The organism is Sphingopyxis flava (assembly GCF_900168005.1).
In the GTDB taxonomy this organism is placed as follows: domain Bacteria; phylum Pseudomonadota; class Alphaproteobacteria; order Sphingomonadales; family Sphingomonadaceae; genus Sphingopyxis; species Sphingopyxis flava.
Genome location: NZ_FUYP01000007.1, coordinates 12,440 through 25,396, shown reverse-complemented (window position 1 = coordinate 25,396; position 12,957 = coordinate 12,440). Strand labels below are relative to the sequence as shown.

13 protein-coding genes and 1 other RNA gene are annotated in these 12,957 nt (G+C 64.4%); 6 read left to right on the top strand and 8 right to left on the bottom strand.

Annotation, left to right across the window (positions count from 1 at the left end):
• Positions 1 to 53: 53 nt before the first annotated feature.
• Positions 54 to 1,811, bottom strand: coding sequence for a class I adenylate-forming enzyme family protein (locus tag B5X69_RS07260; protein WP_079638050.1), 1,758 nt, complete (start codon positions 1,809 to 1,811; stop codon positions 54 to 56).
• A gap of 165 nt (positions 1,812 to 1,976) precedes the next feature.
• On the opposite strand from B5X69_RS07260, the gene B5X69_RS07255 reads away from it, so the two are divergent.
• Positions 1,977 to 2,249 (top strand): hypothetical protein, encoded by a 273-nt coding sequence (locus B5X69_RS07255; RefSeq protein WP_079638049.1) that lies wholly within the window; start codon positions 1,977 to 1,979, stop codon positions 2,247 to 2,249.
• 92 nt (positions 2,250 to 2,341) lie between these two features.
• Here B5X69_RS07255 and ssrA read toward each other — a convergent pair.
• Together ssrA and mscL are read right to left on the bottom strand one after the other, a co-directional pair.
• Positions 2,342 to 2,699: a transfer-messenger RNA gene (gene ssrA / locus B5X69_RS07250) on the bottom strand.
• Positions 2,700 to 2,737: 38 nt separating this feature from the next.
• Positions 2,738 to 3,154 (bottom strand): large conductance mechanosensitive channel protein MscL, encoded by a 417-nt coding sequence (mscL, locus tag B5X69_RS07245; RefSeq protein ID WP_079638048.1) that lies wholly within the window; start codon positions 3,152 to 3,154, stop codon positions 2,738 to 2,740.
• A 121-nt stretch (positions 3,155 to 3,275) separates the two neighbouring features.
• Between mscL and B5X69_RS07240 the strand changes: the two genes are divergently transcribed.
• From B5X69_RS07240 to B5X69_RS07220, 5 genes are all read left to right on the top strand, one after another.
• Complete coding sequence (locus B5X69_RS07240) at positions 3,276 to 3,872, top strand: LemA family protein (RefSeq protein ID WP_079638047.1); 597 nt, start codon at positions 3,276 to 3,278, stop codon at positions 3,870 to 3,872.
• 1 nt (position 3,873) lies between these two features.
• Positions 3,874 to 4,386 (top strand): TPM domain-containing protein, encoded by a 513-nt coding sequence (locus B5X69_RS07235; RefSeq protein WP_079638046.1) that lies wholly within the window; start codon positions 3,874 to 3,876, stop codon positions 4,384 to 4,386.
• The gene (locus B5X69_RS07230; protein WP_079638045.1) at positions 4,383 to 5,201 is read left to right on the top strand and encodes a TPM domain-containing protein; all 819 of its coding nucleotides are present in this window, start codon (positions 4,383 to 4,385) and stop codon (positions 5,199 to 5,201) included. Before B5X69_RS07235 ends, B5X69_RS07230 begins: the two co-directional genes overlap by 4 nt.
• 12 nt (positions 5,202 to 5,213) lie before the next feature.
• Positions 5,214 to 5,894 carry a TPM domain-containing protein gene (locus tag B5X69_RS07225; protein ID WP_079638044.1) on the top strand — a complete coding sequence of 227 codons (681 nt, stop codon included), beginning with the start codon at positions 5,214 to 5,216 and terminating at the stop codon, positions 5,892 to 5,894.
• A gap of 113 nt (positions 5,895 to 6,007) precedes the next feature.
• Positions 6,008 to 6,568 (top strand): NUDIX hydrolase, encoded by a 561-nt coding sequence (locus tag B5X69_RS07220; RefSeq protein ID WP_079638043.1) that lies wholly within the window; start codon positions 6,008 to 6,010, stop codon positions 6,566 to 6,568.
• Positions 6,569 to 6,587: 19 nt separating this feature from the next.
• Here the strand turns inward: B5X69_RS07220 and B5X69_RS07215 are convergent, their stop codons facing one another.
• From B5X69_RS07215 to carA, 5 genes are all read right to left on the bottom strand, one after another.
• Positions 6,588 to 7,223 (bottom strand): rhomboid family intramembrane serine protease, encoded by a 636-nt coding sequence (locus B5X69_RS07215; RefSeq protein ID WP_079638042.1) that lies wholly within the window; start codon positions 7,221 to 7,223, stop codon positions 6,588 to 6,590.
• A 20-nt stretch (positions 7,224 to 7,243) separates the two neighbouring features.
• Entirely contained in the window at positions 7,244 to 7,720 is a 477-nt protein-coding gene (gene greA, locus B5X69_RS07210) for a transcription elongation factor GreA (protein WP_053554874.1), read from the bottom strand.
• Between the two features lie 95 nt (positions 7,721 to 7,815).
• On the bottom strand, positions 7,816 to 11,136 hold the full coding sequence (gene carB, locus B5X69_RS07205; RefSeq protein WP_079638041.1) for a carbamoyl-phosphate synthase large subunit: 3,321 nt from the start codon (positions 11,134 to 11,136) through the stop codon (positions 7,816 to 7,818).
• A gap of 219 nt (positions 11,137 to 11,355) precedes the next feature.
• Entirely contained in the window at positions 11,356 to 11,661 is a 306-nt protein-coding gene (locus B5X69_RS07200) for a hypothetical protein (protein ID WP_139375700.1), read from the bottom strand.
• On the bottom strand, positions 11,658 to 12,830 hold the full coding sequence (gene carA / locus B5X69_RS07195; RefSeq protein ID WP_079638039.1) for a glutamine-hydrolyzing carbamoyl-phosphate synthase small subunit: 1,173 nt from the start codon (positions 12,828 to 12,830) through the stop codon (positions 11,658 to 11,660). Before carA ends, B5X69_RS07200 begins: the two co-directional genes overlap by 4 nt.
• Positions 12,831 to 12,957: the final 127 nt, after the last annotated feature.

Genomic DNA, 12,957 nt, shown 5'->3' with positions numbered 1-12,957 from the left:
AAGCGACAAGGGGAATCATAGCGTTTATCCGGCGCGCTGAACGGGGATACTTCCTAAGCCGCCATCTCCCGATCCGCGAACAGCGTCTTCAGATCCTTCTTCAATATCTTTCCATTGGCGTTACGCGGCAGTGTTTCGGGAACAAAGTGGATGGCGACCGGCACCTTGAACGCCGCAAGTCGCGCGCGCACCCAGTCCTGCAGTTCGGCCTCGCTCGCGTGCGCGCCGGGGGCGAGGTGGACAACCGCCGCGGGCTCCTCGCCGAGCGTGCGGTGCGGGATGCCAATGACCGCACAGTCGGTCACCGCCGGATGCTCGTAGAGGGCGTTCTCGACCTCTGATGAGTAGATATTCTCGCCCCCGCGCAGCACCATATCCTTCGCGCGGTCGACAATATAGAGGAAACCCTCGTCGTCGAGCCTGGCAAGATCGCCGGTGCGCACCCAACCGCCGACAAAGGTTTCGGCGGTGGCATCTGGCTTGTTCCAATAGCCTTTCACGATCATCGGCCCGCGCGCCCAAAGCTCACCCACCGTGCCCACCGGCAACACGCTTACGCCGTCCTCGGCGCGGATCTCGAGGTCGGCGACGGGGACCGGCGGGCCGGCGCTCGTCGGGCGCGCGAGATAATCCTCAGCGCCGTGCGAAGTGACCGTCGCCATCGTTTCGGTCATCCCCCAGCCATTGCCTGGCAGCGCGCCAAACTCTTCGTAGATGCGCTTTACAAGTTCGGGCGCCGAGGGCGCGCCGCCATAGGCGATCGCTTCCAGCGACGAGAGGTCATATTTGGCGCGGTCCGGATGTTCGATGAGCTGCCAGGCGATTGTCGGGACGCCGCCGGTCACACTGACCTTCTCGCGCTCGATGATTTCCATCGCACGGGCCGCGTCCCATTTGCGCATGAAGATCAGGGTGTTGCCCGCCGCCATCGCGCCCATCAGCGTCGCCGAACAGGCAGTGACATGAAACAGCGGAATGACGGTCAGCGTCGTGCGCGGAGTCGGTTCGGGCACCGGCTCGCCGCGGCGCAGGAAGCTGCGCGCTGCGGAAAAACCGCCCGACAATATGTTGGTGACGAGGTTGCGGTGGGTGCCCAGCGCCCCTTTGGGCTGGCCGGTCGTCCCGCTGGTATAGAAGATCGCCGCATCATCGTCGCTTGCAAGATCAGCGCGGGGACGCTCCGCGTCCGGTAGCCCGGCCCAGCCCTTGGGGTCGCCCACCATATCTTCAAGCGCCATCATGCCCGCTATCGGCGCGCCCGCGCGCGCGACGATGAGCCGCTCGACCGCCGGCAGCGCGGCAAGATGCTCGCGGACCCGCTCGTAGCGCTCCACATCGACGATCAGTATCTTCGCTTCTGAATCCTGGATTCCGTAAGCAAGCTCGCCGCCGGTCCACCAGGCGTTAAGCGGCACCGCGATCGCACCGATCGATGTGACCGCAAAGAAGATCATCGGCCACTCGGGCAGGTTGCGCATCGCGAAAGCAACCCGGTCACCCTTGCCGACCCCAAAGCTCATGAGCGTCTGGGCAAAAGCGGAGGCGGCGCGGTAGTTCGCCTCGAAGCTTACGCGCTCGGTGTCGAGAATGGTGAAGAGCTGCTCGCCATGCGTTCGCGAAAGGTCGAGAAGCGCACCGAGATCGTGCGGCGCATTTTTCCAGACGCGCGTCACATTTCCGCGGATCACAGCCGTATCCATTTCGAACCGCGCGCCCGGCGCGGTGAGCACGGCGGTCGCCTCGTCCAGTGACATCTTGGGCCAGGCAGGATCGAGCGGCACTACCGGCTCGCCGGGCATGTCCTTCGCCATCCTCGTCTCCTCGATGCCTTGGCCGGTCGCTGTGCCGGATTCGCTAACGAGTTTCGATGAGAAACCCGATGAAGGCAAGCCGCGACTCGCGCGGCCCCTGCGAAAGGATTGACGCGGTAGGAATCGGCGCGATAATCCGGCGCCACCTTCGCTGAAAGGGCCCCCATGCAGCCAGCTATTCGCCGCTTCGCCCTCCCCGTTCTCACCGCGACGCTCGCCGCGGGCGCGGGGGTCTTTGCTCTATGGCGTTGGCGGCGCCGCGCGCGTCACGATGGCCATGCGGCCGCCTTCTCAAGCGCCGAAACCGATCCTGAGAATTTCGCCCAGACGCGTTCGGCGGGACCCGATGCGATGCGCGATCCCGCAGTTCGTGCGTGGGATGAGGTGGACCAGGCAAGCGACGAATCCTTCCCCGCGAGCGATCCGCCTGGCTATTGATGCAAGATAGGAAACGCGGTCGGTCCCGGCGCCCGTTTGATGAATAATGGGAAGGTGGGACGATTCTGTTGCCCGGCTCGTCCCCAGCCGCTGGTATCCGATTCTGTTGCCCGGTTCGGTCCGAACCGCGTTCTATTTGTCTAACCTTAGGCCGTGAGGCTTATCGGTTAGGCAGCAAGAGCGAGTGCTTCGTTATCGTTAGCACTTATTGGTTTTGAGCCTTTAACGGGTTACTCAGCCCGGAAGAAAGCACCGTCTTTGAACACACGTCGATCCTGGTTCGGCCCCGTCAGAAGCCCGCGCACCCCTTCGAAAGCGTGCGGGTTTGTGGTGGAGCCGCCGGGTACTGCCCCCGGGTCCGCTGTGTCTATTCCACGACACCATTTATCCTCATAGCCGATCGAAACCGGCTCAACCGATATAGGAAACCCGCCCGCACTTGGAAAGGGCGCACGCGGGATTTTCATCTCGAAAGAGGCTCAACTCCCTTATTTTTTTCGCAGTTCATCACGAATTTCGGTGAGCAGATCGACTTCGCTCGGACCCGCAGGCGCGTCGGGGCCACGGCGCATGACGCGGTTCACCCATTTGACGAGCAGGAAGATGATGAAGGCGAGGATCAGGAAATTGATCACCGCGGTGATGAAGGCGCCGTAGCCGATCATCGCGACGCCCGCTTCCTTGAGCTTGGCATAATCGGTGGCCGCAACGCCTTCGGGAACGCCTCCGAGCAGGATAAACTTGCTCGAGAAATCCACCCCGCCGAACAACCAGCCAACGAACGGCATGATCAGGTCTTCGGTCAGTGACGTGGTGATGGTGGCAAAGGCGCCGCCGATAATGACACCGACCGCGAGGTCCATGACATTGCCCTTGGCTATAAATTCCTTGAATTCGTTCAACATGTTCACACTCCCCGGCAAATTGGGCGGAGCGCCAATTGGTGCCGCGGCGATTGCGCAAAGGCAAGCGGCTTCCTATTATGTGTGTTGTTGCGGCAAAACGCCGCTGGAGGGAGACTGATCCATGAGCTTTCGTTCCGCCCGCTGGATGATCGTGCCGGTCGCCGCGATGAGCCTGTCCGCCTGCGGCATAAACAGCGTTCCTACCAAGGAAGAGGCCGCCAAGGCCAAGTGGGCGAATGTCGAGGCAGCCTATCAGCGGCGTGCCGACCTGATCCCCAACCTCGTCGAAACGGCGAAGGGCGCCGCGAAGATCGAGCAGTCGACGCTCGAAGGCGTGATCCAGGCGCGCGCCTCGGCGACGCAGGTCAAGCTCTCGACCGACGACCTTGATGACCCTGCCAAGGTGCAGGCGTTTCAGCAGGCGCAAGGCAATGTGTCGAGCGCATTGGGCCGTCTGCTCGTCACGGTCGAACAATATCCCGACCTCAAGAGCCAGGCGCGCTTTGCGGACCTCATGACGCAGCTCGAAGGCACCGAGAACCGCATCAACATCTCGATCCAGGACTATAACAGCGCGGTCCAGGACTATAATACGACGATCCGCACCTTCCCCGACATCATCGGCGCGAAGATCGTCCACGGCGCAAAGCCGATGACGCCCTACAAGGCGATCAGCCCCAACGCGAACGAGGCGCCGAAGGTCGACTTCGGGCAATAGGATGCGCCGCGCCGCCCTTGCCCTTCCATTCGCGATCCTGCTGGCCGCTGGCGGGTGCAAGGCAGGCGCCGCGCGCGAGAGCGCCGCGTGCAAGGGCGTGCCGCAGCTGGCATCCCAGGGCCGGGTCACCGACGCGGCAGACCTGCTCGATTCGCGCACGGAGGCGCGCCTTGCCGATCGCCTGGCGCGCTACGAGAAGGCGACACAGCACCAGATGGTCGTGGTCACGGCAGCGAGCCTCAGCGGCGCGCGGGTCGACAATTTCGGCACCTGCCTCGGCAATCGGTGGGGGATCGGCGACAGCGACCGCAACGACGGAATCCTGATCCTGATTGCGCCCAGCGAACGGCAAATGCGCATCGCGACGGGGAGCGGGATGGAGACAATATTGACCGACGCCAAGGCTTTGAAGATCGTCCAGCGGATGACCCCCTATTTCGCAAAGGGTGATTATGCCGGCGGTCTCTTCGACGGGGTCGAGGCGATTGCCGCGCAGACGGGAGAAACGCGATGAGAGCGCTGCTGCTCGGCTGGGCCCTTGGTCTGGCGCTTGCCGCCTCCCCGGCGGCCGCGCAAAATTTCCCGAAGCTCACAGCGCGCGTCGTCGATGAGGCCGGGATCATTCCGGCCGACCGCGAAGCCGCGCTCAATGCGCAGCTCGAAGAGCTCGAAAGGACGAGCGGGCACCAACTCGTGGTCGCGACGGTCAACAGCCTCGAGGGCCGCGACGTCGCCGATTATGGCTATCAGCTCGGCCGCGCCTGGGGGATCGGCGACAAGGAGGCCGACGACGGCGTCGTCTTCCTGATCGCCCCGAACGAGCGGCGGATGCACATTGCTGTCGGCTACGGTCTCGAACCGGTGCTGACCGACGCACTCGCCGGCCGGATCATCCGCGATCAGGTGACGCCGAGGTTCAAGCAGGGCGATTATCCCGGCGGTATCCAGGCCGGCGTCGATGCGATCGCAGAGCAGGTCGAGCTTCCGCCCGAAGAAGCCGCGGCGCGCGCCGCGGCAGCCGACCAGGCCGAGCGCGACCGCGCCGACGATGGCGATATCGGCGGGCTGATCTTCGTCGGCTTCATCGTCTTTTTCTTCTTCATTCTGCCGATGCTGAGTAGCTTCGGCCGGCGCGGAAAGCGCCACCGTCGGCACCGGCCGTGGGGCGGCGCCCCGATCATCATCTGGGGCCATGACGACTGGGGCGGCGGTAGCGGCGGGGGCTCGTCGTGGGGCGGCGGCAGCTGGGGCGGCGGAGGCGGCGGCTTCGGTGGTTTTTCCGGGGGCGGCGGCAGCTTCGGCGGTGGCGGCGCTTCGGGTGGCTGGTAGGGGAAGAAGGCCATGAAAGTCAGTCACGTCAGCGAAGCCGACCATGGCCTCGTTACCGCCGCGGTCGCTGCAGCCGAGGCGCATACGAGCGGCGAGATCGTCACCGTCATTGCGGGGCAGTCGAACGATTATGATGATGTCGCGCTCGTCTGGGCGAGCGTCCTCGCCTTTCTTGCCATGTCGGTGATCGCGCTTTTCCCCGAATTTTACCAGGGCCTCTACGACCGATTGACGGGCGGCTGGGGGCACGAGCTGACCGCGAACCAGTGGCTGGGGACAGTGATCGCGATCGGCGTCCTCAAATGGATCGGCGTGTGGCTGATCCTGCTCTGGCGGCCGCTACGGATCGCGCTCACGCCGCGCGCGATTCTCGCGGCGCGCGTCCGGGTCCGCGCGGTCGACCTCTTCAAGGTCGGCGCCGAGGCGAAGACGCTGGGGCGTACCGGCGTGCTCCTCTATGTGAGCCTGCGCGAGCATCGGGCCGACATCGTTGCCGACGACGCCATCGCCGCCAAGGTCGCGCCGGCGGTGTGGGGCGACGCGATGGAAGCGCTGATCGAGCAGGTTCGCCAAGGCAAGCCGGGCGCGGGCATGGCCGAGGCAGTGCGCCGGATGGGGATCGTCCTTGCCGAACATTTCCCGAAGGGCGAAGACAATCCCAACGAACTGCCCGACCGCCTGATCGAAATTTAGCCGCCTTCCGCTCCCCCTTGCTCGCCAAAGCGCAGCGCGGGGCTTGCCCCCCCTCTCGCCGGCAGGCCCGTATCGAGCCGGATGAGCGTCATTCCCTCCTGAAAGGAATTGCCATGACCCGCCCTGCCCCCGGCACCCCCATAGAGACACGCTGGGAAGGCCGCTTCATCACCGTCAGGCAGCAGGGAATGTGGGAATATGTGTCGCGCTCGCGCGGCATTCATGCCGCGGTAATCCTCCCCATCGACGAGGCACCGGACGGGCGTCATGTGATCCTGGTCGAGCAATATCGCGTGCCGCTTGGTCGCAACTGCCTTGAACTCCCCGCAGGGCTGGTCGGTGACGATTGCGCCGGCGAAGCCTCCGAAACCGCCGCCGAACGCGAACTTGAAGAGGAAACGGGTTACCGCGCTTCGCATTGGCAGATGGTCGGCGAATTCTTCAGCTCCCCGGGCATGGTGAGCGAAAGCTTTACCTTGCTCGTCGCGACGGGGCTCACGAAGGTCGGCCCGGGCGGCGGGGTCGATAACGAAGACATCATCGTCCACCGCGTGCCGCTGGCCAAGATCGAGTCCTTTGTGTCCGAAAAGCGCGCCGAGGGCTGCGGGATCGACGTGAGGGTCGCGATGCTGCTCGCGGGCGGGTTGCTGGGTGCCCCGGCCCCCCTCCCATAAAAGCGGGAGGCCGAATTCTCTACCGCCCCCCGAACCGCCACCGGAGCAGGGGGCGCGCCATCAGCAGTCCGGCGATGAAGCCGCCAACATGCGCCCAGATCGCAATCGAACCGAAGCCCGCGCCGCCTGCAAAGCCGAGCAGAAGCTGGACGCCGATCCACGCCGCGGCGAGCCAGAGCGCGCGTACCCAGTGGCTCGGGATCGGGCCAATCGCCGGCGCTTCGGAGCGGCTGAAAATCAGCGCGAAGACCGCGATCAGCGAGGAGATGGCTCCGCTCGCGCCGACCACGGGGACTGTCGAGCCCGGATCCGCAAGCCATTGCGCGAAAGACCCCGCATAGGCACCCGCGGCCAGCAGCGCGGCGGTCGCCGCCGAACCCAGCGGCGGTTCGAGCTGGCGGCCGATGAACAAGAGCACGACGAGGTTGAAGGCAAGGTGCAGAACCCCGCCGTGCAGAAAGGCCGAACTCAGCGGCGTCAGAAAGAAGGGCAGCATCACCCCCGGCGGCGCGACCAGCTCGGCGCCGAAGCGCGCCGGAATGAAGCCTGCGCCGACGAACGCCTGATGCTCGTATCCGGTCACCGCGAGAATGACCGCGACGGCGACGCAGAAGAGGGCAAAGCCCGTCGTCAGGGGCGCCTGTTGCCGGTTCATCGCGCGGGGTCCGACGTCGCTCAGATGAACTCGATCTTGGTCACCAGATAATATTTGTCGCCCGAGGGCACAGTGACTTCCACCTCGTCGTCGACGCGGCGGCCGATCAGCGCGCGGCCGAGCGGCGAGTTGTAGCTGATCTTGCCTTCCTTGGCGTCCGCTTCCGCCTGCCCGACAATCTGGTATTTCACCGGCTTGTCGTCCTCGTCGACGAGGGTGACCGTCGCGCCAAACACGATGCGGTCTCCCGACAACGTCGTCGGGTCGATGATCTGGGCGCGCGACAGCCGGTCTTCGAGATCGCCGATCGAGGCTTCGACCTGCCCCTGGCGCTCCTTGGCGGCGTGATATTCGGCATTTTCCGACAGGTCGCCATGCGCGCGCGCTTCCTCGATCGCATCGACGATCTGCGGTCGCTCGGCTTTGAGAGCGGCGAGTTGCGCGCTTAGCTTCTCATAGCCTTCTGCCAGCATCGGTACCTTTTCAACGCTTGCCATTATCCTGTTGTCCTTTGTCAATAATCCAGCGCCAGCGAAGTTCGCCGGGCGGCTGCGCCGCTGTTTCCGTCAATGTCGGGGATGGGAGCGGTGTCTCAATAATAGTCCTGAAGAGGCTTCACTTCAAGACTATGCGCGCGCAGTGCGCCGATGGCCTGGGTCGCAGCGTCGCTTCCGGCCGCAGTCGTGTAATAGGCGATATCGGCCGCAAGCGCCGAGGCGCGGATCGATTGCGAGTCCTGCAGGCTCTGCCACCCTTCGGTCGTGTTGAAGATCAGCTGCACGTCGCCGTCCTTGATGCGGTCGACGATGTGCGGCCGCCCCTCGGCAACCTTGTTGACGCGCTCGACAGCGATCCCCTGGCCTGCGAGATAGTCGGCGGTCCCGCCGGTCGCAATCACTTGCCATCCCCAGTCCGCAAGCCGCCGGACAGACTCGATGATCCGCGGCTTGTCGCTGTCCTTGACCGACACGAACAATCGCCCCCCGGTCGGCAGCCGGTCGCCCGCGCCAAGCTGTGCCTTGGCAAAGGCCAGATTGAAATCGCTGTCGATTCCCATCACTTCGCCCGTCGATTTCATCTCGGGGCTGAGCACCGGATCTGTGCCGGGGAAACGCGAGAAGGGGAAGACCGCTTCCTTCACCGCGACATGCGGAATATTGCGGTTGATCTTCGGCAGGTCGGCGAGGCGCTCGCCCGCCATGACGCGCGCCGCGATCTTCGCGATCGGCGAGCCCACCGCCTTCGCGACAAACGGGACGGTCCGGCTCGCGCGAGGATTGACCTCGATAAGATAGACCTCGTCCCCCTGCACGGCGAACTGGATGTTCATCAGCCCCCGCACCTCGAGCGCGCGCGCAAGCGCATCGGCTTGCCGCTCGATCTCGGCCACGACGGACGCCGGCAGGCTATAGGGCGGGATCGAGCAGGCGCTGTCGCCCGAATGGACGCCGGCTTCCTCAATATGCTGGAGGACACCTGCAACGACGACGTCGGTGCCGTCGCACAGCGCGTCGACGTCAACCTCGATCGCATCGCGCAGATAGCGGTCAATCAGGACCGGACTGTCGCCCGAAACCTGCACCGCGGTTTCGATATAATGCTCAAGCTGCGCCTGATCGTCGACGATCTCCATTGCGCGGCCGCCGAGCACATAGGAGGGGCGCGTGAGCACAGGATAACCGATACGCGCCGCGACCGCGACGGCTTCCTCGCGGCTGCGCGCGATGCCGTTTGCGGGCTGCTTCAGACCGAGCTTGTTCACGAGTGCGGCGAAACGCTCGCGGTCCTCGGCAAGGTCGATTGCGTCGGGAGAGGTGCCGAGGATCGGTATGCCCGCGTCAGAGAGCGCCTGCGCAAGCTTGAGCGGCGTCTGACCGCCAAACTGGACGATCACCCCGACAAGCTCGCCCTTCGACTGCTCGACATGCAGGATCTCAAGGACATCTTCGGCGGTCAGCGGCTCGAAATAGAGGCGCTCGGAGGTGTCATAGTCGGTCGACACCGTCTCGGGATTGCAGTTGACCATGATCGTTTCATAGCCCGCCTCATCCAGAGCAAAGCAGGCGTGACAGCAGCAATAGTCGAACTCGATTCCCTGCCCGATCCGGTTAGGTCCGCCGCCGAGAATGACGATTTTCTTGCGCTCGCTCGGGTTCGCTTCGCATTCCGCCTCGCCGAAAGTCGGCGCTTCATAGGTCGAATAGAGATAGGGCGTTCGCGCCTGAAACTCCGCTGCGCATGTGTCGATCGTCTTGAACACCGGGCGCACGCCGAGGCGGTGGCGCAGCGCGCGCACCTCGGCCTCGGTCACGCCGCCGGTCATCGCCTTGACGGCATCGTGGATAAGCCCGCTGCCGTGCGCGGTCGCACGCCTTGTGCCCGGCTGCAGATTCGCCGACTGGAGCGCAAGATAGGCGAGGCGCTTGTCCGAAAAGCCCATCGCCTTCAATCGCCGCAATCCCTCGGCATCGCGCGGCAGGCCGTTGCGGCACACACTCTCTTCCGCCGCGACAATCTCTGCGATGCGTTCGAGGAACCAGATGTCATAGCCTGCAACGCGGTTGATCTCTTTAAGCGGCAGACCCTCGCGGATCGCCTGCGCGGTGTTGAGCAGCCGGTCGGGGGTAGGCTGGGCGAGCTCGTTGCGGAGCTGGTCGTGCGATGCGCCTTTCAACCGGTCGACGACGTTGAAGCCGCTCAATCCGGTTTCGAGCCCGCGCAGCGCCTTTTGCAGGCTCTCGTGGATCGTGCGGCCGATCGCCATGACCTCGCCGACCGATTTCATCGTGGTCGACAGCGCCGGCTCAGCGCCCTTGAATTTCTCGAAGGCGAAGCGCGGAATCTTGGTAACAACATAGTCAATCGTGGGTTCGAACGACGCGGGCGTGACACCGGTGATGTCGTTCATGATCTCGTCGAGCGTGTAGCCGACCGCAAGCTTTGCCGCGACCTTCGCAATCGGGAAGCCCGTCGCCTTCGACGCAAGCGCCGAGGAGCGCGACACGCGCGGGTTCATTTCGATCACGATCAGGCGGCCGTCCTTGGGATTGACCGCGAACTGGACGTTCGACCCGCCCGTCTCGACCCCAATCTCGCGCAGCACCGCGATGCTGGCGTTGCGCATGATCTGATATTCCTTGTCGGTCAGCGTCAGCGCCGGCGCGACGGTGATGCTGTCGCCGGTGTGCACCCCCATCGGATCGACATTCTCGATCGAGCAGATGATGATGCAATTGTCCTTGCGGTCGCGCACCACCTCCATCTCATATTCCTTCCAGCCGAGGAGCGATTCCTCGATCAGGACTTCGGTGGTCGGCGACGCGATCAGGCCGCCGCGGACGATCTGCTCGAATTCCTCGCGGTTGTACGCGATGCCGCCGCCGGTACCGCCGAGCGTGAAGGAGGGCCGGATAATCGCGGGAAGGCCGGTGCGCTCAAGAATCTTCAGCGCTTCCTCGAGCGTGTGCGCGACGCCCGAGCGCGCGCTTTCGAGACCGATCTTGTCCATCGCGTCACGGAATTTCTGCCGGTCCTCGGCCTTGTCGATCGCCTCGGCATCGGCGCCGATCATCTCGACCCCGAACTTTGCGAGCGTACCGTCCTGCGCAAGCGCGAGCGCAGTGTTGAGCGCGGTCTGTCCGCCCATTGTCGGCAGCACGGCGTCGGGACGCTCCTTTTCGATGATCTTTGCCACGATTTCCGGCGTGATCGGTTCGACATAGGTCGCGTCGGCAAGGTCGGGATCGGTCATGATCGTCGCCGGATTGGAGTTGACGAGGACGATCCGGTAGCCCTCCTCCTTCAGCGCCTTGATCGCCTGCGTCCCCGAATAGTCGAACTCGCACGCCTGACCGATAACGATCGGGCCTGCGCCGATGACGAGGATGGATTGAATGTCGGTTCTTTTGGGCATTTCAGGCAGCTATCTTCAAAAGGCTTCCCCGCAAGGGGAAGGAAAGGGTGAGGATGTCAAAAGGGCGGCAGGCGAAGGCCGGGCGAGAATGGTGCGCCGGCCGCGATGCGGCCCCGCCGCGGCGGTGAAAAGACGGCGAGGGCAGCGGCGCGGCCTTGCCGCCTCGCGCCTCCTTCCCCGCCCCGGCGGGACGCGACTGAGCGAGCGCGGTGCCCGGGCTCACTGCCCGTTCCGATCGACGCCGATCTGCGGGTTCGTCCCGCCAACCTGGGCAATGAAAGCGAGCACGGGACGGACGATTGATGCGATCCATGCCGCATCGGGGACGACATCTTCATATTCGAATATCAGGTGGTGGCGCCCGACCCCGCGTGCCTCGGCAAAGCCGCGCGCGTGGGCGAGCTGCACCGCCTCATAGGGCAAGCGCCGGGCACAGGTGATGTGGAGCCGCACGCCCTCGCCCCAGCGTTCCGGGTGCGCTGCGGCATCAGCGGCCAGCGCACCGAGTTCATCGTCCATGCTCATTTCAGGCCGCCCACGAATTTTTCGAACAGATAGAAGCTGTCCTGCGGCCCCGGGCTGGCCTCGGGATGATATTGCACGCTGAACGCCTTTTTGCCGGTGATCGCGATGCCGCAGTTCGATCCGTCGAACAGGCTCTTGTGCGTTTCAACCACCCCTTCGGGCAGCGTCGCGGCATCGATCGCAAAGCCATGGTTCATGCTGGTAATTTCAACCACGCCGTCGTCGGCGCGCTGGACCGGATGATTGGCGCCGCGGTGGCCCTGGTGCATCTTCACCGTCTTTGCGCCGACCGCGAGCCCCAGCATCTGGTGGCCAAGACAGATGCCGAAGAGCGGAATGTCGCGCTCGAGCAGACCCTTGATCACGGGCACCGCATAATCGCCCGTTGCAGCCGGGTCGCCGGGGCCGTTCGAGAGGAACACGCCGTCGGGATCCTGGCTCAGCACCTCATCGAGAGTCGCGGTTGCAGGCACCACGGTGACGCGCGCACCGGCCTTTACAAGGTTGCGGAAAATATTGTCCTTCGCGCCATAGTCGATCGCAACGACATGCGGCCGCGCGCCGCCCCCGGCCTTCGCATAGCCATGTCCGAGCGTCCACGCGCCGCCGGTCCAGGCGCCGGTGTCGGTGCGGCTGACATCCTTTGCAAGGTCGAGCCCCTCGAGCCCCGACCAGCTTCGCGCCATCGCGAGCAATTCGTCGATATCGAACTTGCCCTGCGCGTTGTGCGCGATCGCTCCGTTCGGAGCACCGGCGTCGCGAATGCGGCGAGTAAGCGCACGCGTGTCGATGCCCGCGAGCCCGATCACCCCCTGCTCGGCCATCCATGCAGGAAGCGTCTGGACGCTGCGGAAATTGCTGGGGCTCGTTGGAAGCTCGCGCGTGATCGCACCGAGCGCGCCGTGCACGCCGCGCTCCATATCCTCAGGGTTCGCCCCGACATTGCCGATGTGGGGGAAGGTGAAAGTGACGATCTGTCCCGCATAACTGGGGTCGGTCAGAATTTCCTGATAGCCCGTCATCGAGGTGTTGAAGCAGATTTCGCCAACCGCTGCGCCGGCCGCGCCATAGCCGATACCCCACAGGATCGTGCCATCGGCGAGGACAAGAACGCCGGTCGCGCCCGAAGGCTGGATTCTGGGCGCGACGGATGGGTTGGCTGGTGCCATTTATATTGCTCCGGAGGGAAGGCTAAACGGCCGACCAACTAGGCGTCAAAAAAGTGATTCACAAGCTATCGGATTTGGAAACTTCCCGCTAAGAGTGCTTCTTTCCCACATGGCAGCGCAAAGAGGA

Coding starts and splice junctions, on each gene's coding strand:
- B5X69_RS07260 (WP_079638050.1), bottom strand. CDS start 1,811: ATGGCGAAGGACATGCCCGGCGAGCCGGTAGTGCCGCTCGATCCTGCC.
- B5X69_RS07255 (WP_079638049.1), top strand. CDS start 1,977: ATGCAGCCAGCTATTCGCCGCTTCGCCCTCCCCGTTCTCACCGCGACG.
- mscL (WP_079638048.1), bottom strand. CDS start 3,154: ATGTTGAACGAATTCAAGGAATTTATAGCCAAGGGCAATGTCATGGAC.
- B5X69_RS07240 (WP_079638047.1), top strand. CDS start 3,276: ATGAGCTTTCGTTCCGCCCGCTGGATGATCGTGCCGGTCGCCGCGATG.
- B5X69_RS07235 (WP_079638046.1), top strand. CDS start 3,874: ATGCGCCGCGCCGCCCTTGCCCTTCCATTCGCGATCCTGCTGGCCGCT.
- B5X69_RS07230 (WP_079638045.1), top strand. CDS start 4,383: ATGAGAGCGCTGCTGCTCGGCTGGGCCCTTGGTCTGGCGCTTGCCGCC.
- B5X69_RS07225 (WP_079638044.1), top strand. CDS start 5,214: ATGAAAGTCAGTCACGTCAGCGAAGCCGACCATGGCCTCGTTACCGCC.
- B5X69_RS07220 (WP_079638043.1), top strand. CDS start 6,008: ATGACCCGCCCTGCCCCCGGCACCCCCATAGAGACACGCTGGGAAGGC.
- B5X69_RS07215 (WP_079638042.1), bottom strand. CDS start 7,223: ATGAACCGGCAACAGGCGCCCCTGACGACGGGCTTTGCCCTCTTCTGC.
- greA (WP_053554874.1), bottom strand. CDS start 7,720: ATGGCAAGCGTTGAAAAGGTACCGATGCTGGCAGAAGGCTATGAGAAG.
- carB (WP_079638041.1), bottom strand. CDS start 11,136: ATGCCCAAAAGAACCGACATTCAATCCATCCTCGTCATCGGCGCAGGC.
- B5X69_RS07200 (WP_139375700.1), bottom strand. CDS start 11,661: ATGAGCATGGACGATGAACTCGGTGCGCTGGCCGCTGATGCCGCAGCG.
- carA (WP_079638039.1), bottom strand. CDS start 12,830: ATGGCACCAGCCAACCCATCCGTCGCGCCCAGAATCCAGCCTTCGGGC.